The 17,435-nt window shown below is 69.5% G+C and carries 16 protein-coding genes and 3 pseudogenes; 12 read left to right on the top strand and 7 right to left on the bottom strand.

Annotation, left to right across the window (positions count from 1 at the left end; translation table 11 throughout):
- Positions 1–74 precede the first annotated feature (74 nt).
- Complete coding sequence (locus ACFQ9Z_RS38390) at positions 75–716, top strand: transposase (RefSeq protein ID WP_383031386.1); 642 nt, start codon at positions 75–77, stop codon at positions 714–716.
- 11 nt (positions 717–727) lie between these two features.
- Here the strand turns inward: ACFQ9Z_RS38390 and ACFQ9Z_RS38385 are convergent, their stop codons facing one another.
- Entirely contained in the window at positions 728–1,462 is a 735-nt protein-coding gene (locus ACFQ9Z_RS38385) for a hypothetical protein (RefSeq protein WP_383031383.1), read from the bottom strand.
- 1,453 nt (positions 1,463–2,915) lie between these two features.
- On the opposite strand from ACFQ9Z_RS38385, the gene ACFQ9Z_RS38380 reads away from it, so the two are divergent.
- On the top strand, positions 2,916–3,527 hold the full coding sequence (locus tag ACFQ9Z_RS38380) for a hypothetical protein (RefSeq protein ID WP_383031378.1): 612 nt from the start codon (positions 2,916–2,918) through the stop codon (positions 3,525–3,527).
- A gap of 311 nt (positions 3,528–3,838) precedes the next feature.
- The gene (locus ACFQ9Z_RS38375) at positions 3,839–5,497 is read left to right on the top strand and encodes a hypothetical protein (RefSeq protein WP_383031374.1); all 1,659 of its coding nucleotides are present in this window, start codon (positions 3,839–3,841) and stop codon (positions 5,495–5,497) included.
- A 67-nt stretch (positions 5,498–5,564) separates the two neighbouring features.
- Here the strand turns inward: ACFQ9Z_RS38375 and ACFQ9Z_RS38370 are convergent, their stop codons facing one another.
- Both ACFQ9Z_RS38370 and ACFQ9Z_RS38365 read right to left on the bottom strand, forming a co-directional pair.
- A complete protein-coding gene (locus ACFQ9Z_RS38370; RefSeq protein ID WP_383031371.1) occupies positions 5,565–6,074 on the bottom strand; it encodes an SUKH-4 family immunity protein in 510 nt (169 codons plus the stop codon).
- 114 nt (positions 6,075–6,188) lie between these two features.
- Entirely contained in the window at positions 6,189–6,830 is a 642-nt protein-coding gene (locus tag ACFQ9Z_RS38365) for a nucleotidyltransferase domain-containing protein (RefSeq protein ID WP_383031367.1), read from the bottom strand.
- Positions 6,831–7,272: 442 nt separating this feature from the next.
- Here ACFQ9Z_RS38365 and ACFQ9Z_RS38360 point away from each other — a divergent pair, with 442 nt between their 5' ends.
- Together ACFQ9Z_RS38360 and ACFQ9Z_RS38355 are read left to right on the top strand one after the other, a co-directional pair.
- The gene (locus ACFQ9Z_RS38360; RefSeq protein ID WP_383031363.1) at positions 7,273–7,656 is read left to right on the top strand and encodes a hypothetical protein; all 384 of its coding nucleotides are present in this window, start codon (positions 7,273–7,275) and stop codon (positions 7,654–7,656) included.
- Positions 7,657–7,813: 157 nt separating this feature from the next.
- Positions 7,814–8,188, top strand: coding sequence for an SH3 domain-containing protein (locus ACFQ9Z_RS38355; RefSeq protein WP_383031360.1), 375 nt, complete (start codon positions 7,814–7,816; stop codon positions 8,186–8,188).
- A 263-nt stretch (positions 8,189–8,451) separates the two neighbouring features.
- Here the strand turns inward: ACFQ9Z_RS38355 and tnpA are convergent, their stop codons facing one another.
- Positions 8,452–8,880, bottom strand: coding sequence for an IS200/IS605 family transposase (tnpA, locus tag ACFQ9Z_RS38350; protein ID WP_383031357.1), 429 nt, complete (start codon positions 8,878–8,880; stop codon positions 8,452–8,454).
- A 53-nt stretch (positions 8,881–8,933) separates the two neighbouring features.
- Between tnpA and ACFQ9Z_RS38345 the strand changes: the two are divergent.
- Positions 8,934–9,023 (top strand): annotated as a pseudogene (locus tag ACFQ9Z_RS38345) (RNA-guided endonuclease TnpB family protein); the annotation flags it as partial.
- A 234-nt stretch (positions 9,024–9,257) separates the two neighbouring features.
- A pseudogene (locus tag ACFQ9Z_RS38340) lies at positions 9,258–9,446 on the top strand (helix-turn-helix domain-containing protein); the annotation flags it as partial.
- A gap of 301 nt (positions 9,447–9,747) precedes the next feature.
- Here the strand turns inward: ACFQ9Z_RS38340 and ACFQ9Z_RS38335 are convergent.
- On the bottom strand, positions 9,748–10,089 hold the full coding sequence (locus ACFQ9Z_RS38335) for a DUF6281 family protein (protein WP_383031353.1): 342 nt from the start codon (positions 10,087–10,089) through the stop codon (positions 9,748–9,750).
- Positions 10,090–11,248: 1,159 nt separating this feature from the next.
- The gene (locus tag ACFQ9Z_RS38330; RefSeq protein WP_383031351.1) at positions 11,249–11,626 is read right to left on the bottom strand and encodes an STAS domain-containing protein; all 378 of its coding nucleotides are present in this window, start codon (positions 11,624–11,626) and stop codon (positions 11,249–11,251) included.
- A gap of 159 nt (positions 11,627–11,785) precedes the next feature.
- Between ACFQ9Z_RS38330 and ACFQ9Z_RS38325 the strand changes: the two genes are divergently transcribed.
- Positions 11,786–12,265, top strand: coding sequence for an ATP-binding protein (locus tag ACFQ9Z_RS38325; protein WP_383031348.1), 480 nt, complete (start codon positions 11,786–11,788; stop codon positions 12,263–12,265).
- A 274-nt stretch (positions 12,266–12,539) separates the two neighbouring features.
- Positions 12,540–13,357: pseudogene (locus ACFQ9Z_RS38320) on the top strand (IS5 family transposase).
- A gap of 85 nt (positions 13,358–13,442) precedes the next feature.
- Here the strand turns inward: ACFQ9Z_RS38320 and ACFQ9Z_RS38315 are convergent.
- Entirely contained in the window at positions 13,443–13,898 is a 456-nt protein-coding gene (locus tag ACFQ9Z_RS38315; protein WP_383031346.1) for a hypothetical protein, read from the bottom strand.
- Between the two features lie 241 nt (positions 13,899–14,139).
- On the opposite strand from ACFQ9Z_RS38315, the gene ACFQ9Z_RS38310 reads away from it, so the two are divergent.
- The 3 genes from ACFQ9Z_RS38310 (at position 14,140) to ACFQ9Z_RS38300 (ending at position 17,013) form a co-directional block, all read left to right on the top strand.
- The gene (locus ACFQ9Z_RS38310) at positions 14,140–14,526 is read left to right on the top strand and encodes a hypothetical protein (protein ID WP_383031341.1); all 387 of its coding nucleotides are present in this window, start codon (positions 14,140–14,142) and stop codon (positions 14,524–14,526) included.
- Between the two features lie 666 nt (positions 14,527–15,192).
- Complete coding sequence (locus ACFQ9Z_RS38305) at positions 15,193–15,747, top strand: hypothetical protein (protein ID WP_383031339.1); 555 nt, start codon at positions 15,193–15,195, stop codon at positions 15,745–15,747.
- Between the two features lie 297 nt (positions 15,748–16,044).
- Positions 16,045–17,013 (top strand): ATP-dependent DNA ligase, encoded by a 969-nt coding sequence (locus tag ACFQ9Z_RS38300; RefSeq protein WP_383031334.1) that lies wholly within the window; start codon positions 16,045–16,047, stop codon positions 17,011–17,013.
- The last annotated feature ends 422 nt before the right edge of the window (positions 17,014–17,435 follow it).

The raw sequence follows: 17,435 nt of genomic DNA, 5'->3' as shown, positions 1-17,435 counted from the left end.
ACATCCACCGCCTGCTGGAGAAACGCTGGACGATCAGCGCCATCGCCCGCCGGCTGAACCTCGACCGCAAGACCGTGCGACGCTTTCGCGACACCGACCTCGACGAGCTGCTGGCCTCCGCCCGCGACCGCCGCCCCAACGGCGTCCTGGAGCCCTTCAAGGCATACCTCAACGCTCGCTTCACCGAGGCGCAAGGTCAGGTCAGTGGCACCCGGCTGTTCCTGGAGATCCAGGCTCGCGGCTTCCGCGGCAGCCGCCAGGTCGTGCGCAAGCACCTCGCCGCCCTCCGCGCGGGCACCGCCGAACCGATCCGGGCCGACATCCCGAGCCCTCGCAAGATCACCTCGTGGATCATGCGGCCGCGGGAGACTCTCACCGAAAGCCAGGACGAGCGCCTCCTTCAGGTCCGGCTCGCCTGCCCGGACATCACCCGGGCCTGCGACCTCGCCCGGGCCTTCGCAGATCTGGTGCGTCACCGGCGCGGATTCCTGCTGCTGGAGTGGATCCGCCAGGCTGAACAGGACGCACCGAAGCCGATGCAGGGCTTCGCCAGCTTCCTCCGCCAGGACCTCGACGCCGTTACCGCCGGGCTGACCCTGCCGTGGAGCTCCGGGGTGGTCGAAGGGCACGTAAACCGGATCAAAACGATCAAGAGAGCCATATATGGACGGGCCGGTTTCCGACTCCTACGGACCCGAATCCTCGCCCGCGCATAGCCCCGGGTCGGTCACGGAGTCCAACCGGCCACCACCTGCTCGGCCACCGCGAAGTCGGTCTGGCAGTCCAGACAGGCGGCTCGCCCGAACAGGTAGCGGAGGCCATGAGCCAAGCCCTCCTGCCCGTCTGCCATTGCCCGCGTGAACAACCTCCGCGGCAGCCCGTCCAGCTGCTGGGTTCGGGCCGGCTTGAGGGGTGACTTCTGCACTTCTCGCAACGCGTAGTCGTCGGTGCAGCAGAAGGAGTCGTCCTGTCCGACTACGACGAACACGTTTACGCCGCAGTACGGGCAGTCGACCTCGTACTCCCCGCTCCGCAGGCCGTCCAGGCAGCGGTCCCAGATCTCAAGGCCCTCGAAGGAGAGCAGGGCTTGCAGCAGGTTCACGTATTCCTCGGACTCGACCGTCTGACTCAAGCGCCGATCAGTGAGGTCGTGCAGAACCGCAATCGGAGCCGAGAAGACCGTCAGAGGGCTGTCGGGCTCGGCCAGCCCAGGCGAACATGCAGCGATTGCTCCCGCTGCCAGCAGCACCCAGCCCACAGTCTCCGGGCTGCCCGCCGTCGCGATCTCAGCCAAGCGCGGAATCGCTGCGAAGCTGGCGGTGAAGGCGGTGTCCAGCTGCGGACACAGGTGGTCCATTAGCTCAGACCACACACCGCTCGGATCGGCCTCGAACCGGTCCAAGAGACCGGGCACGTGTTCCGCGGAACCACACGCGTCCGTGAGTGTCGACCAATCCGTCATGCAGTCATCCAACCAGGCAGCTCCGGACGGACCACACCGGGCCGAGTGACTCCAAGATCCTTCACGAAATCGCGGCCAGAGCCAGATTCAAAGATCCCCATCAGGCTCCGCTTCTCGCGTCCGGAGTCCATCCAGATCAGCCCGCACTTGCGACCACGACCCACCCGTAACTTCATGGCCTTGGCCTCTAGGCGGGGCAGGAAGTCAAGATCCAGCAGGTAGTGCTACCTACTCTCGCGCCTCGCCCAGCTCGATCGGTGAATCGCTGATGAGGAACGCGGGGAGGCCGAAGCAGCGGCGTGGTGGCACCCTGCGTGAAGCTGCCTGACTTGTCAGCAGGCAGACCAGCGGACGGCCGGCCTCGGGGGACAGGCAGCGGCTGGGGCTTCGGCCGACAGGCTGTAGGGCGACGCCCGCGACGAACCCTGGCCCAAAAAGTGGGGTGGGGCCCAGCCAGCCTCAGCTTGCCGGGCCCCACAGGGCCAGGCGTTGTACCTGGCGCATCGGCACGGCCAGCCTACGGCCCCTCGCTGCGACCCTGGATGGCGGTCCCGCGCGGCGTGCGACCGGAGCGCGGGACCGCCAAGTCCCGGTCGTCCTGTCAAGAGCCGGGGACTGAAACCGTACGGAATCGGATCATCATTGGCACGTACATCGATACGTGAGCGCGGCCTGCCCGCGCCGGATGGCCGACGACACCCCCAGGTGCGCCCTCGGTTGCTCACCGGGCTGTTGGCGCCACTGCGTGGGCCGGAAGGGGTGCGAGCAGAGCGTCCCGGTGGCACGGGGGGAGACCACCGGGACGACAACTCCAACGTACTCAGCACCATGCGCCCGCGTACGGGGATTCGCGGGACATGGCATGTTGCGCCAGCGTCTGCTCTCGCGGCGTCCCCGCGGCTTCTGCCGCCCCTTCCGGACCCGCCTTCGAAGAGCGCCGCGGATTGTCAGTGCCTGCCTTTACAGTCCTTAAGCGAGGTTGGACACGCACTCCTCCAGGCCGTCATCCGGGCGCCCACGCCGCCGAGTGGTCAAGGCTGAAGGCTCGCCGGGAAAGGCCCGGCTCCCGGGCTCCGTCCGGGCGGGGGGCCCGCGACGCAGGCCTACGGCCGCGCGGCGGCCGCCTACGCGGTCATCAGCGCTAACGAGGCCACGGCCACCGAGCTGGCCGGCACCGAGTTCACCCCGCACCGCCTGTACCGGATGCTGCGCATCCTCGCGGTCTGCGACGGAGCCGACGCCGCCGCCCTGACCGGCCGCTCACCCCAGGAGTGGGCCGAGGCCGGGTGGCATCTCGACAGGTCGTGGGCGAACCTGGCCGGGCACTCCTTCGCCGCGACGGCCGACTCCGGCCCGCTGCTGGACGGCCTCCGAGCCCGCACACCTCGCAGACGCCGAAATCGGCGCGGCGCGCGCCTACGAGCTACGCGCCGACGGCGACCGCGTCCGCACCGTGCAGGAGGCGATCGCCCAGGATGCGGTTGCGGTCACCGAGGCGGGCCGCGAGGCGCTGGAGTTGCTGGCCCAGGGCACCGAGACGGTCCCCGAAGACGTTGCCGAAGCGCTACCCAGGGCACGCCAGCACACCATCGAACCCCTTGCAGAGTGGAAGGACGTTCACCGCCGTCCGTTCGGTCCCCAGGGCAACGGCGCCTGGGTACGGCTGGCCCGGCACGGCTTCCACCTGGCGGACGGCTCGACGCACTCGCTGTGGGCGGTCAGCGACGGGCGGTGGGCCTACGGCGCGGACGCCGACGCCGGTGAGACCACCACCGCCTTCCTCTCCGCCCCCGCGGCCCGATCCGACTGGCGTGAGGCCCGCGACGCGCACCACCGGCCAGCACCGTCGACCCTGACCCCGGCCGTGGACCTGCCCTGCCCCGGGCAGGACGTCCAGCACTGCCACAACTGCGGCTCGACCACCATCACCCCGAACGAGTTCCTGGAACTGGGCAGGATGCATGCCAGCCAGGGACTCGCGTGCGGCCCTCGCTGCTACGACGCCGTGAGCGATGTCCCCGGCCGCCACGCCCAGCGGCGTCACCATGCCTGGACCGACCGATGAGGCTCCTGCCGCCGCGTACCCCCAGCTAAAAGGGAGCTGGAACGTGGGCAGCCGGGCGTGAGGGCCCCTGGCCAGGCCGCCCGTCGGGCACAGAGGCCACCTTGCCGTGCACAACCCCTCGAGCAAGCCGACTTCGTGAGCCCGCGTTCCGCCGTGCGGGACGTCTTCTGTGATGCTTCTCCGCCTGTTTCCGCGTGACGGAACGGGGCCACCGGCCCGGCCGTCCGGCCGCTGGGGCGCGGGCATGCTGGCGTCAGCCGCGGTCCCTTCAAGGCTGCGCGGCGTCCCAGTGCCGAGCAGAAGGTCCCGCGATGAGCGAGTACACCACCACCACCTCCTCCTCTCTTCCCGACGACCTGAGTACCTGGCTGGCCGAAGCCGGTCCGGACGCGTACGCCCTGGTTCAGGTGACCGCGGCGAATGACCCGGTCAACTGGCCGGCAGCGCAGGCACCCGGCGTGGGCCTCACCGGCGTCACCCGCCCCGATGCAAGGCCCGACGAGGTGGCGGTGCAGGAGGTCGGCCGCGGGACGGAAGAGGCGCTGCGCCGATGGCTGCTCCTGGACGACGGACGCCGACAGTTGGCGATCATCGGCACCGACTACCGCGGCATGCGGCACGAGTACACCCCCGGGGAGCTGGCCGCGAGCCTGCTGCGCGATCCGCCCACCGACCGCGCGCAGATCACCGGCTGGCGGAGCAGCTGGGTCACCGACTGGCTCAGCAGCTGGCTGTACCGGCGCAGCGCGGAATCGGCGCAGGGACGGGAGCTGGGCTGGGTCGCAGCGGCCGCCGCCTGGGCCTGCCACATGCGGGACTACTCTCCCTCCCCGCCCCCGGCGGTGCTGTCACGGAGCCTGGCGCGCGCCGGCGAGGTCGACGACACCGGCGGTGTCGACGCGGCCACCGAGGACCTGATCGTCACCACCACCCGGCAGGTGGCGGACATCCTGGACCGGCTTCAGGACACCGACCGGCCCTGCAGCAACCTCGCCGAGGACTGGAAGGCGCTGGAGGCCCTGTCCGCTGACGTACCGGCTCTCAAGGAGAGCGCCGGCTGGCTCCTCGACCAGATCGCCCTGCGCGACGTTAACGCCCAGCGCCTGCGGGCCGTCCTCGAACCCGACATCACCGACTACCAGCGCGACCGCGACCGCTCGATCGACAGCGCGGACGCGCCCGCGCCCGCGCTGGATGAGGAGCGTGTCACGCAGCTGTCCCAGGCCCGTGACGTCGTGCGCGCCTACACCGCCGCCGCCCACTCCGGGCGGGAGGCGGAGGCACAGCACCTCCTGGACGCCTTCCCGGTCCCGGCCCGGCCCTTGCAGACCAGCGGCCCGGCCGCCGCCTGGCGCCGAAACTCGCCCACCGCGCAGGACGCCGTCACCGCCCTCGAAACCCAGCGCGCGGCGACCACTGCCGACGACAGCAGCCCCTACGTCGCCGCCCCCGAACTCCTGCACGCCACGACCGCCTACCTCGCCGCCCGGGAAGGCCAGCTCCACCACCTGCACGACGCGCTCGGACGCCTCGCCTACCCCGCCCAGTCCTCCGCCGCTCTGCCCACCGACCTCGCTCCCGTGGCAGCGGCCCAGACCCAGCGCCGCGTCATCGACGCCTTCGGCACCCCCGAGCGCGCCCGCCAGGCCCTGGACGGACAGATCAGCTACCAGCACCGCCATCCGACTCACGCCGACCGGCCCACCACCCCAGGAGCCGACACCACAGCACCCGGCACCGACGCCGAGCTGCTGACCCGGGCGCGCGCCGCCCTGGAAGAGATCGACGGCCCCGGCGCGGTCCTGGACGCGGAGGACATCAGTACCCGCCTGCAGCGGGCCATGGCGCGCCCCGCCACCCCACCCACCCCCGCCCGCGGGCGCACCGGCGGACACGACCAGACGCAGGCCGACCAGGCCCACGCCCAAGCCCGGGCGGCCGGGGTCATCACCCCCGGAGTGCAACGGTGACGGTGCGCTGAGCACGTCCCATTCGCGCGGGGGGTTGGGGCACCCTCGCGACCAGTCGGTCCTCGGATCATGCATCCCAGTCCGCATAGTCTCCGATCGCCACGTCCTCGCAGAAGCTGTCCCAGAATCCGTCGAACGCGAGAGCGGTGCCGTCGATGTTGCAGAGGAGTGCGCGCAGCTCCTGCGCCACTTCCTCGCACTCATCCTCGCCGTCCTCTGTGTAGAACGGGTGGCGTGCGATCACGGCCGCGACGCATCGGTTGAAGGAGTCGAGGTCGCGGTTCACGTGGTAGGTCATCGGTGACTCGATGTCGGGAATGTGCACCACGCGATTGCTGGCCACGTCGATGCCGAGGCGTCCGGACAGACAGCTCGCCGCGATGGCGACCAGCCCCCGTTCACCGATCTCCCCGTAATAGACCGGCTCGCTCAGGGGCCGGTACTCGTACCCGATCAACCCGCCGGGGATGCCGACCTCCTGGAGATCAGCAGCGATCCGGGAGGGCACCTCGGGCGGCGCCTCAACGGTGATCAGGACGAACTCAGGCTTCGGCAACTCGGGCAGGCGCTGGCTCACCGGAGGATCCTCCCTCCCATCGACTGCCTGGCACCACCACGAAGCCACGAGGCGGGCCCTTCCTGCCTGCCGGGCGGCCGGGGAAGCGGAAATGCCGTGGTTGCCGGCCGTCGACTACAGGCCCGCGATCCAGGGGTGTCCCGGATGTACGCGGGCGAGCAGATCGGCCAGAGTCTCGCGCTGAGCCGAGGTCATGTGCGGGACGGTCGACTCAAAGTCTGTTTGATCCTTTCGGCGGACATGCTTGGCCTTGAACAGCAGGACCAGTTCGGGCGCCAGATACGGGATGCCGTCATGGGTGTGATGCACGATGTCGCTGTACGGAAGCCGGATCCTCTCATCGCGTCGGCAGATCCAGGTGTCGCCGTCGTGCGGTTCGCGGAACACATCGAGCAGGTAGTTTCCGGTGGCCGGATCGCGGAGCCATGTCTGGTGCACGGCGACCAGCACCTCCGGTGGGGCCTCCTCCCAGATCCGGCCGCCGCCTACGGCGTCGAAGACGTATCCGGGGAAGCGGTGGCGGACCTCAGGAAAGCTCGCGGCCGGAATCGCGATCTCGATATCTCCATGAGCGCGCGTCTGCGTGCCGCGAAACAAGTCCAGCGCCCAGCCCGCGGCCACATACCAGGGCGTGCTGATCCCGGCCAGCCGCTGCGCGAGCTCACTCGGGGTCCAGCAGGAAGACCACCTGGCGTGGAGGGCTTCGATCTCATCGGGTGACAATTCGATGCCGCCGCTGGGTAGTTGCTCGCTCACCGCAAGAATCTATCAGCGGAGTCGAGGTCCGTGGCCGTGGCCGATGACGGAGGGAGGACAACGGGCCCTCGAGCGGAACGCCGCTGGAGGTCACACAGTGTCTCCAGCCGGTTGGACCCTTCGGCGAACTCGCGACAGTTGAATGCGAGAGCCCGCCAGTACCCAGGCCGCCACCCATCGGCCAGCACGGGTCATCCCCCTCTTCTGCCGCCGAACGGCAACGCGCGACGTTGACTCGTTACGCCACTTCCGCACGTCCGATCCCGCCTCCGGGGAGGGCAGGGCACGTCACGAAGCCGGCACGCGGGAGCGAGGCGCCTTGGGCCGGGCGGCAGCCGATCGCGGCGCGCAGGATGCAGCCGACCTGCCAGCGCCGGACCCGCATGGATACACCGCTCCAGGCTACGGACGCCGGCACCTCGCTGAACAAGGAGAAATCGCGATGCCCCGTACGCGCACCCCGTCGACAGCCGGTCGGCGACTTGCCACCCTCGCGACCGCCGTCACCCTCCTCGCCGGTGCGGCAGCGGTCGCCGCGCCCACCGCCTCGGCCGTCGGCTCATCGGCGTGCCACTACAACGTCACCCGCGAGACCTCGACGGTGACCGTCAACGGCGTCAACTTCCGCACCGGCCCGGGCACCGGCTACGCCTCCAAGGGGCTGCTCTACAAGGGCGACACGTACGTCGCCCACTGCGGCGTGCGCAAGGGCACCGCCGCCCACCCCCAGGCCTGGATCTACGCCAAGCTCAGCCACCGCTCCAAGAGCGGTCTGGCATCCGGCACATGGGGCTGGGTCCGTGACGGCTTCGCCGTGTCCAGGTGACCACAGGCGGGGCACATCGCGGGGGAGCGGTCCCACTATGCGGAACGCCGCCCCCGGTCGCCATGCCGGGCCCTGGCACACCCGGGCGCCGCACCCGTCGTGGGCCGCTGCCCGCATGGAGGCTCCCTTCACTACCACCGAGCAAGGGGAGATCACCGTGCCGTTTCCGTCCGTCCTCCGTCGCACCGCACCCGCGCACCGTGTCCGGACCACGACGGTTGCCACTGCCGTCGCCGCCTCCTCGGTTCTCGGACTGTCGCTCGCCGCGGCCGCGCCGGCGAGCGCGGCGACGGGCTCCAAGGCGTGCACCCACCAGGTCAAGCTCGACACCCGGGTCACCGCCACCGTCAACTTCCGCACCGGCCCCGGCACCAGCTACACCAGCCTCGGACTGCTCCCCAAGGGCCAGGGCGTCTACTGGGCCTGCTACAAAGGCAACTGGGGCTACCTCAAGCCCTACTACGGCGCGCACAAACACCAGTGGGGCTGGGTGAGCCGTACCTACATCGACGTGCCGATGCGGACCGACTGACACCCGCCCGCCGACACACGGGCCCGTGCCTTGGCCCACCCTCTTTCGGGTGCCCAGGCGCGGGCCCTGGCGTTCCCACCTGCAAGCCGCGCCCTTGCGTCCAGTCGAACACTCCCAGGTACGCCCAGGGCGCCACGTCCGGGCAGGGGCACGCCTTCCATCCCTGATCTTGCGTGGGTATCCCCGGCTTCAGCCGGGGAGGGAAACGCATCCTCGATCGGAGGCGCGCAGCGCTGGAGTTCGCTGCCCATCTTCGGTGACGGTCAGGTGGGCCGCTTCTGGCCCTCGATGTACTGACGGACGACGCTGAGTGGTGCGCCGCCGCACGATCCGGCGAAGTAGGAGCGGGACCAGAACACGGAGCCCAACCCGATGCGGTTGATGCGGCCGGTGTACTCGGCGCGCAGATAGCGGGAGCTGACTCCCTTCAAGCTGTTGATCAGCTTCGACAGGGCGATCTTCGGCGGGTAGTGCACGAGCAGGTGGACGTGATCGGCCTCCCCGTTGAACTCCCGTAGTTCGGTCTCGAAGCTGCCGCACACCTCCCGCATGATCTCCTCGCATCGCTTCAGCATGTCGTCATCGAAGACGTCTTTGCGGTACTTGGTGACAAACACCAAGTGTGCGTGGAGGTTGAAGGTGACGTGGCGGCCGGTGCGGATGTCGGGGTTTGGTTCCCAGCGCGGTGACATACACCAAGGCTAGTAGGATTACGCGAGGCGACTCGGGAAGGGGGGTGGGCCGAGTGATCCGTGCGTACAAGTTCCTCATGCGGCCCACCGTGGGCCAGGCGGCAGCGCTCGGCGAAATGCTGCGCGATCACTGCTCGCTCTACCGGGTCTATTCGCAGTGCACCGGGCTTCAGCCCGGTGGTGAAGCGAATCTTTAGCCTGCTCTGACCTCAGCTATGGGCACGGATCCGCAACTGGTCACCTCATCCAGCGTCAGAGCGGCCGGTTCTGCTGCTCGATGTACTGCTTCACGATGCTGAGCGGCCGCACCGCCGACCGACCCGGCGAAGTACGAGCCGGACCATGGGCGTTGCGCGCCAGTACGTAGCATGGCCCGCGTGCAGCTTCGGTACCGCTTCCGCTTGTACCCGAGTGCCGGTCAGCGCATGGCGTTGGCGAAGGCGTTCGGGTGTGCGCGGGTGGTCTACAACGATGCTCTCAGGGCTCGGGAGACCGCCCGGAGCGAGGGGCTGCCGTTCCCGAAGACCGGGGACCTTTCCAAGCAGCTCATCACCGGCGCTTCCAAGTAGGCCCGCAGGCCTGCGTCAGCCTCGCGCGCCGCCTGGCCGTCATCGTCACCCCAGAAGTCCTGTCTGGCCCGCAGGATGCGCACACGGTGTTCAGGGCCACCGCACTCGGTGTCGTCATGGAAGTTCGCCTCCGGGAAAGGCTGTGCGAGCAGCTCATCGATCAAGGAGAGGTACTCCTCAAGGGCCGCACTCGCAAAAGATCCGGACTACGCGGTCGTCATGAGTGCAGGCTATGGGACTGCCCCGACAAGCAGCCCCTGACCTTGCGCACCTAACCGTGACCGCCCGGACAGCTCCTCTAGTGCCTGGTCAGATTCTTGACCTCCGGAGGCAGGCTGCCACCGGCTTGGATGGCGAGCAGCATGACCTCGTCCGGGGTGTACCGCACCGCGATGGCGATACGTGGATCCAAGCCGTCGACGGCATAGGCCGTCGTTTCGTGCCCTGGCGTATCGTCGTCGGCGCCCGGTGTGTCATTGCAGGGCGGGAACTCGGCGGTGCCGAGTGCGTCGCCTACCTGGAAGTGGACGTTGGCCACCTCCGTATAGGTACGGTCCCCATACGTGGCCACGATCGCGCAATCCCCTTCGGCCTCCCCGCCACCGCTCTGCGCCGAACAGGCGGCCGTCAGCACGGCCACGACCATGACCATCACCGAGGACAACGGCAGCAACCGCGGCCGCGTCGGCCTGTCGGCGTCACGTGGGAGAGAAAGTCTGACTGGCATCAGTGGGACTCCTTCTGGAGCGTGCGCTCTCCGTCTCACCGGGCACGGCGGAACCCATGGGAAGTTTGGACCCCACGCGCCTCTCCCGATCGATTCATGAATGTTCAACAGAGCGACGACTCTTTCAGGTGCTCACACCATCCTTCAAGGGGTGCCTGCCCGCCCGGTCGGTGCAGCGGCTTTGGGCTGGAGTTTCAATGACCGAGTCAAGGCGATGGGCGCCGCCTCACAGCGAGGACGGCGCCCGTATCAACACAACACTCTCCCCAGCTACCATCCCGTCCGCCGTCGACCCACACACCGTGGAGCGGGGGCGTCAAGGTGGAGCGCGCCACTGCACGAACGACCTTGACGCCCCTGCGCCTCGGTCGATCGTCCACTGAGGTCCGGTGCCGACCGCTGCTGTTCGTGCTTGTTGGGGTCAGCCGCTGGTGTCAGCCGCCGCACGCGGCCTTGACTAGCGCGGCCTGAAGGTCGTCCGCGTTCCCTCAGGGCCGCGGTTCACGTCGATGAAGGGTTCGGTCACGGCCGCATCCTGGCGAAGTCCTGCGGCCTGCGCATCTAGATATGCAGCCCTCGCCCCGTGACACTTCTGTCGTGCCGTGCGCTGATTGAAGTGACCCCGGGGCGGGGTCATGGCGCCCAGGCTCCGGGGGGAGACACGCGGGCGCCACAGGAGCAGGCTCGGTTTCCCCTCGTGACCGGGCATGCTCCTACTTGCATCGCCCTGTCCCGCAGGTCATCATCTTGGCTGTCCTTGTGACACCGCCGAACTCGTTGGCGCTATATGAGGTGGACCCCACCCCAGGGTCCCGTGACGCTCGCTCGTCCCCCGTTTCAGCGAGCAGTCGCGTACAAGGGGCAGGCAGGTGCGTCCCCCCGTCGCCTGCCTGCCCCGTACGGGGTGTCCCTGCCAACGGATCGCTACGCACTACCACCTGCGGCTGGAATGCGAGCAGGGGCGCCCTCCCTGATGACGCGGTTGCTGGGCGGCACGAATCCACGACTCACTGTCCGCACGAGTACGGCAGGCAGCCCTGTGGGCCGACCGAGTAGCTGGAGCTGTGACCGGTCAGGCGGTGAGTGCCTGGGAGAGGGTTTCGTGGCAGTCGATGATGATGTCGATGCCGACGAGTTGCAGGACGCGTTGCACGGCCGGGCGGGGTTGAGCCAGGCGGAGCCAGCCGCCGGCCTCGGTGAGGGTGCTGTGGGCGGCGATGAGGATGTTGATGCCGGTGGAGTCCATGAAGGCCACTTGCTCCAGGTCCAGCACGACGCAGGGTCTGGGCGCCCCAGAGACGTCGAGGGCCTGCGCGAGGATGTCACCGGTCTCGTGATCGATCTCCCCGGCCGCGGTCAGCACGTGGATACCGGCGGTGACGGAGGCCGCGATCGACAGTTCGCCCGCCTGCATCGCCTGTTCGGTTTCCGCCACTTCTCTTTCAGCCATGTCGGTGATCCTGGCATAGCCTTCCCGCCGCGCATATCGCTGCCCTGAACGCACGGGGTGATGCCTGGGTGAGACGAAGGCAACGCGAGGCGGTATGCGTCACCTTTCCCGGTGCGGGTATACGCGCGTGGTGTGAATGGGGTAGCGAGGGCGGACGCTATGGAATCAGTCCCTGTGGGTGAGGACGCCACCACACCGGGTGAAAAAACCATACAGACCACAGTGGCCCTGGACGGGACCGGCAGAGTCATCGCCCAGGCGCGTCACCTGGCTGCCGATTTCCTCACCCGTGTCCAAGAAGAGCACGGCCTGCCGGTCTCGCAGCGCGCCATGGACCTGGCCCAGCTGGTGGTGAGCGAGCTGGTCACCAACGCCGTCAAGTACGCTCCGGGGCCGGTGCTGCTGGACCTGCGGATCGCGGATGACATGGTTGAGGTCGTGGTGTGGGACTCCGACCCGGTGCTGCCCCTCGCTCGGACCGCGGACGCCGGCCGGGTGGGCCAGCACGGCCTGGAGATCGTCATGGCGGTTTGCCAGGGCTTCGAGGCACAGCGGGAACCGGTCGGCAAACGCATCACCGCCCGCATCGCCCTGCTGGACGACCCGGGCGGCGCGGTCACCGGACGACGCCCCCTGTAAGGAGGGCGCTCACATGCCGAAGTTCTGATCGCGCACGCCTGCGGCCTGCGGTTCCGTCCTTGGTCAACCTTCTGACCAGCGGCGGAGCCGTCGACGTTTGTCAGCGTTGGTCGTCGTTGATCACCCTCCGACGGCCCCGAGACGGCCGGAGGGTGCTCAACGCAAGGCGGATGACGGTTCCTCGATGTCTCGGTGGTACCGGTGACGGTCTAAGAGGTCCTAACAGAAGCCGTTGATCAGGTGCCTTTCGGCTTGGCTGGTCGTTGGTCCGGTCGTGGGGAAACGTCAGTCGCGGCCCTGGATCGTCTCGGACGAACTGTGGTCGCTCATCGAGCCGTTGCTGCCCGTGCCGGGTCCGAAACTGGTCGAGGGTAGACCGCGAGTGCCTGACCGGCAGGCGCTGTGCGGGATCCTGTTCGTCCTGCACACGGGCATCCAATAGGAGTACCTGCCGCAGGAACTGGGCTTCGGCTCGGGCATGACCTGCTGGCGGCGGCTCGCCGCCTGGAACGAGGCCGGCGTGTGGGACGAACTGCACCTGGTGCTCCTGAAGAAGCTGCGGGCGGCGAGGAAGCTGGACTGGTCCCGGGCGGTGATCGACTCCTCCCACGTCCGGGCCGCTCGACGGGGCCCAAAAGCGGTCCCAGCCCGGTCGACCGCGCACGGCCGGGCAGCAAGCACCACGTCCTCACCGACGGCCAGGGCATCCCGCTCGCGGTGTCGCTGACCGGCGGAAACCGCAACGACGTCACCCAGCTCCTGCCCCTGCTCGACAAGATCCCGGCGGTTGCCGGCGTCGTCGGCCGCCCCAGACATCGGCCCGACGCGCTGCTTGCCGACCGCGGCTACGACCACGACAAATACCGGCGCCTACTGTGGCAGCGCGGCATCCGCCCGGTCATCGCCGAACGAGGCGTGGAACACGGCTCTGGCCTGGGCGTTTTCCGGTGGGTCGTCGAGCGCACCATCGCCTGGCTGCACGGGTTTCGCCGCCTGCGGATCCGCTGGGAGCGACGCGACGACATCCACGAGGCCTTCCTCGGTCTCGCCACCTGCCTGATCACTCACCGACACATCCAACGCCTTTGTTAGGACCTCTTAAGGGGCTGGGGACGTGTAGGACAGGAACGGCCGCCCCGCTGGTATGCCTCGGCTGCAGGCGATGGCCGGCGAGCATTCAACGTGGCCCGCTGGGAGTGGCCTGTTGGGCGGATGCCCGCGCGTCGTCCATGGCCCTGGAGAACTCCTCGTCCCGGCCGCGCCGCTGGTAGATCGCTGCGCTGCTCACGCCGATGGCGGCGGCGGCCGCGATGACGGTGGCGCCCGGCTTGCTCAGTTCTCCGAGGAAACGGGCCACACGCTGGGGAGTCAGCCGGATGATCCTGCTGGTCCCGTACGGGGGTGAGGCGGCGCTGACCGCGTCGCAGGCGGCCGCGAACGTCGGATCGCCTCCCCGCCAGGCCCCCGCACCGCTGATACCGAGGATCAGCTCCGCCCGGCCCGGGGAGAGGCCGAGGGCCAGGAGGCGGAGGTAGTCGGCCCGCAGGGTGTGGCCGCGTTCCTCGGGTACGTCGGGATCCCGGCCGGCGAGAGCGATCGCCAGTCGGGTGTCGGTACGGGCCCTGGCCCACACAGCGCGTAGGTCGATGCCGAGTTCCGCGGCCGCGACGTCCAGGTCCCGGCCTTGCCGGAGAACGATGACGAGCCGGCTGGCCTGGCGGCCGGTGAGCGGGACGGGATCGGTCCTGCCCGCACCCTACGGGCGCCACGTGCCGTATCCAGTGCCGCATGAGAAAACGTTCGCCCCGCCGGCTGGGCAAGGGGGTGCAGGTGCCTTCTGCCGTGTTGTCGGAGGCGGATGCAAGACTCTCGCCATGACGGAAACACTCGGCGCGGGCATCGCGCTCATCTCCATCACTGGCCGCGAATTCAGCCAGGTGGACGCGGTGGAGGAGACGCTGACTGACGTGTTCGCCTATGCCGGCCCCCTGCGTGATCAGATCGCTGAGGAAGGGATTTGCCGCAGCCTGGTACTCCGGATCAGCGGACTCACGGACGATCGGGCTGCGCGCAGCGCACTTCCTGTGGTCCCGTTCGACATCAGCGACGTGGGTCCGAGCCAGGCGCGGGTGCGAGTTATCGCGGCTGCTCCGGAGGACCTGCGGGCCGTGACGGCCGTCATCTCGGCAGGACACTCGCTGGTCGGGGAGCCTGCTCAGGACAAGGGTGGCAGTGCGGTACCGGTGGTCTCTGTGCGCTGACTACAAACGCGGGTGACCCCACGGTCTCAGGCGACGTTGTCAGCCGCACGTCGCTCAGGCCCTCCCCCTCACTGGCCGGTGCTGGGTTCCCTTCCTGCCCTCATCCGCGCCGGCGGGGAACCACCGCCACCCTACGAGACCCCTCGCGGGTCACTCGTTCAGCGAGCGCCCGCAGGCCGCGGCGCGGGATGCCCGCCGTGCAGCAGTCCCGAGCGACGGCACCGTCCACACCGACAGCAGCGATCCATGCCCGCATCTCCTCGGGCCACGGCTCGCCAGGCCCACAACACCTCCGCGCAGCAGCACCAGCCGGGTGTGCGCCCGGTCTGACCGACCAGAGGCGTCGACGCCCCTATGGCCGTCGCGCACGCGGGAGCGATGCCGGGACAACTCACCGAGTAGGGTGCTGTGCCGTTCCCACATGTCCGCCTGGAAGGGCTCCAGTTGAGCACGCCGCCGCCCCCGTACCCCGCCCATCCGCAGACGCCGGGGCCGTACCAGCCACCTGCGGGGCCCTACGGGCAGGCACCGGGACCGTACGGCCCGACACCGGCGCCGTACCCGCACGCCCCCGGGCCCTACCCGCCCGCGGCCATCTGCCAGGTGTGCGGGGCCGCGCCTGCTGCGGCGGCGACCATCCGGGGCCACCAGGGCATGGTGGTGGTCATGCGGTTCCTGCGGCGCCAGGGGGTGTGCTGCCGCACCTGCGCGCTGGCATCCATCCGGGACATGCAGGCGGACACGATGGTGATGGGCTGGTGGGGCCCGCTGTCGGTGTTCATCACCCCCTTCGTGCTGCTGGCCAACCTCAGTGCCCTGTCCGGCATCCGGCGCATTCCCGGGCCGGTCACCCCCGGGTGGCGGCCCACGTTGAACCCGGGCAAGCCGGTGTTTAGGCGGCCGGCCGGCATCCTGGCCCTCGTCCCGCTGGCCCTGCTCGGCCTCGTTGTGCTCGCCGTGCCGCTGCTCCTGCTGGTCGGCATGTTGGCGGGGCCGGACGGCGGCGACGGCCACCCGGTCCTGACCGCCGGCTCGTGCGCCCGCAACCACGCGGACTGGCCCGAGCAGAACCTCAGGCCGGTCGACTGCGGCTCCTCGCAGGCGCAGTACCGCGTCGGCGACCCGACGGACGGCCCCTGCGCGTCCCGGGACTACATCGCCTATCCGGAGTACAGCAAGGACGGCGTCACGAGCCTGTGCCTGCACCCGCTGAAGCGCTAGCGGGCGGACGCCTCCACCACCCCGGCCGTCCAGTGTCGCGGGCTGGACCGTGTGCCGGACCGGCCGCTCGCGGCGGCGGGTGTCCATGAACGTGACGTGCATCAGGTGCGGTTAGCAGGACGTGCCGGCTTCTGCGGGCAGGGGCGTTCCACCGGACGAACCCTGCAGCGTCCTGGCGGCCCGCGCCACCCGCACGTCGGCATTCGTCTGGATCGCGGCGCAGTCCCGTGAACCCTCCAGGGCCACCCGCACCACGCGTCAGAGCACACGGGTCGACAGCTGTGGAAGGCATGGCTCATGACTTGGACGCTGCCGGAGCCGATGCTCGCCGCCCCCGTGTCCGACCCGGCCCTGCCCCCGGGTTGGGCGGCGGAGCCCAAATGGGACGGCTGGCGTGCACTGCTGTCCTGGGATGCCCACCGCCTCATCCTGCGCTCCCGCAGGGGCACCGACCTCGAACCCTCCTTCCCCGAGCTGCGCGCCGGTGCCGCGCAGCTCCCGGACGCGACCGCCCTGGACGGGGAGCTGGTCGTCTGGGACGCCGCGGGCCGTCTGGCGTTCGAGCGGCTGCAGGGCCGCTTGCAGTGCCGCGGCGCCGGTGCGACCCGGCTGGCCGAGCAGTGGCCGGCGCACTTCGTGGCCTTCGACCTGCTCCGGCTCTCCGGCACCGATACGACCCGGTGGGCCTACCGCCGCCGCAGGGCCGCACTGGAAGCCCTCTTCGCCGACCGCCAGCTCACTGCGCCGTGGGTGCTGTGCCCGTCCACCACCGATCCGGCGACGGTGCGCGAGTGGCTGACCAGCTGGACGGCGGTCGGTCTCGAAGGTGTGGTTTACAAGAGGCTGGAGGGACGGTACGAGCCGTCCGTCCGAGGCTGGAGAAAGCACAAGGCCCGGGAGACCGAGGAGGCCATCGTTGGCGCGTTCACCGGCTCCTCGGCAGCGCCCCGCACGCTCCTGCTGGGCCGCTACGACACCGACGGCCGCCTGCGCTACCTTGGGCGCAGCACCACGCTCCCCCGGACCGCGGGCCGAGCGGTCGCCGGGCTCCTCACCCCGGCCGGAGACGACCACCCCTGGACGGGCCGGACGTTCAGCGCCGGGTGGGGCTCACGCGAGAGCCTGCACGTCACCTTCGTGACGCCGGAACTGGTGGTGGAGGCCGGCGTCGACGTCGCCCGCGACAATGCCGGGCGGTGGCGGCACCCGGCACGCTGGCACCGGGCGCGCCCGGACCTTTCGCCCGCCGACGTCCCAGCCTTCTAGCCCGGGGCGGCGGGTTGACGACCTGGCCGGGCTACGTCGCGGCGCTACGCTGCCTCCCCACCTGTGCGGGCGAGTGCACGCCTTACGTACGGGGTTGGTACTCGAGATGCTCGCTCCCCAGACGTGTGTGTCGACGGCAGACGGGATGGAAGCTAGGGAGCGTGGTGGCAAGGAAGGGGGCCACGCGCGGCTGCTTCACGGCCAGCGTCACCCTATGATCCGTACCTCACACTATTGGGATCACTAAGGCGAGGGCATGCAAGCGCTGACGCTGAGCTACGTGCCAGAGAGTGACGACATCGCGGAAATGGCCGCCAGGTCCCCCATGCGGCGCCGCTCACGTAAGAGAGCGCTGGTGAACTCTGGCGTAAGCCTCGCGCTAACGATGATCTTGGGCGCGCGCGGGACAATCCCCGACGATC

The sequence above is a fragment of the Streptomyces sp. NPDC056580 genome (assembly GCF_042793175.1).
GTDB lineage: Bacteria > Actinomycetota > Actinomycetes > Streptomycetales > Streptomycetaceae > Streptomyces.
Note: the sequence above shows the minus strand (reverse complement) of the source record. Positions and strands in the feature narration are given on the sequence as shown.

What these genes read in the sequence shown, in the direction of transcription:
- tnpA (WP_383031357.1), bottom strand. Translation starts at nt 8,880, where the DNA reads ATGTCACCGCGCTGGGAACCAAACCCCGACATCCGCACCGGCCGCCAC.
- ACFQ9Z_RS38300 (WP_383031334.1), top strand. Translation starts at nt 16,045, where the DNA reads ATGACTTGGACGCTGCCGGAGCCGATGCTCGCCGCCCCCGTGTCCGAC.
- ACFQ9Z_RS38310 (WP_383031341.1), top strand. Translation starts at nt 14,140, where the DNA reads ATGACGGAAACACTCGGCGCGGGCATCGCGCTCATCTCCATCACTGGC.
- ACFQ9Z_RS38330 (WP_383031351.1), bottom strand. Translation starts at nt 11,626, where the DNA reads ATGGCTGAAAGAGAAGTGGCGGAAACCGAACAGGCGATGCAGGCGGGC.
- ACFQ9Z_RS38360 (WP_383031363.1), top strand. Translation starts at nt 7,273, where the DNA reads ATGCCCCGTACGCGCACCCCGTCGACAGCCGGTCGGCGACTTGCCACC.
- ACFQ9Z_RS38325 (WP_383031348.1), top strand. Translation starts at nt 11,786, where the DNA reads ATGGAATCAGTCCCTGTGGGTGAGGACGCCACCACACCGGGTGAAAAA.
- ACFQ9Z_RS38375 (WP_383031374.1), top strand. Translation starts at nt 3,839, where the DNA reads ATGAGCGAGTACACCACCACCACCTCCTCCTCTCTTCCCGACGACCTG.
- ACFQ9Z_RS38305 (WP_383031339.1), top strand. Translation starts at nt 15,193, where the DNA reads ATGCGGTTCCTGCGGCGCCAGGGGGTGTGCTGCCGCACCTGCGCGCTG.
- ACFQ9Z_RS38385 (WP_383031383.1), bottom strand. Translation starts at nt 1,462, where the DNA reads ATGACGGATTGGTCGACACTCACGGACGCGTGTGGTTCCGCGGAACAC.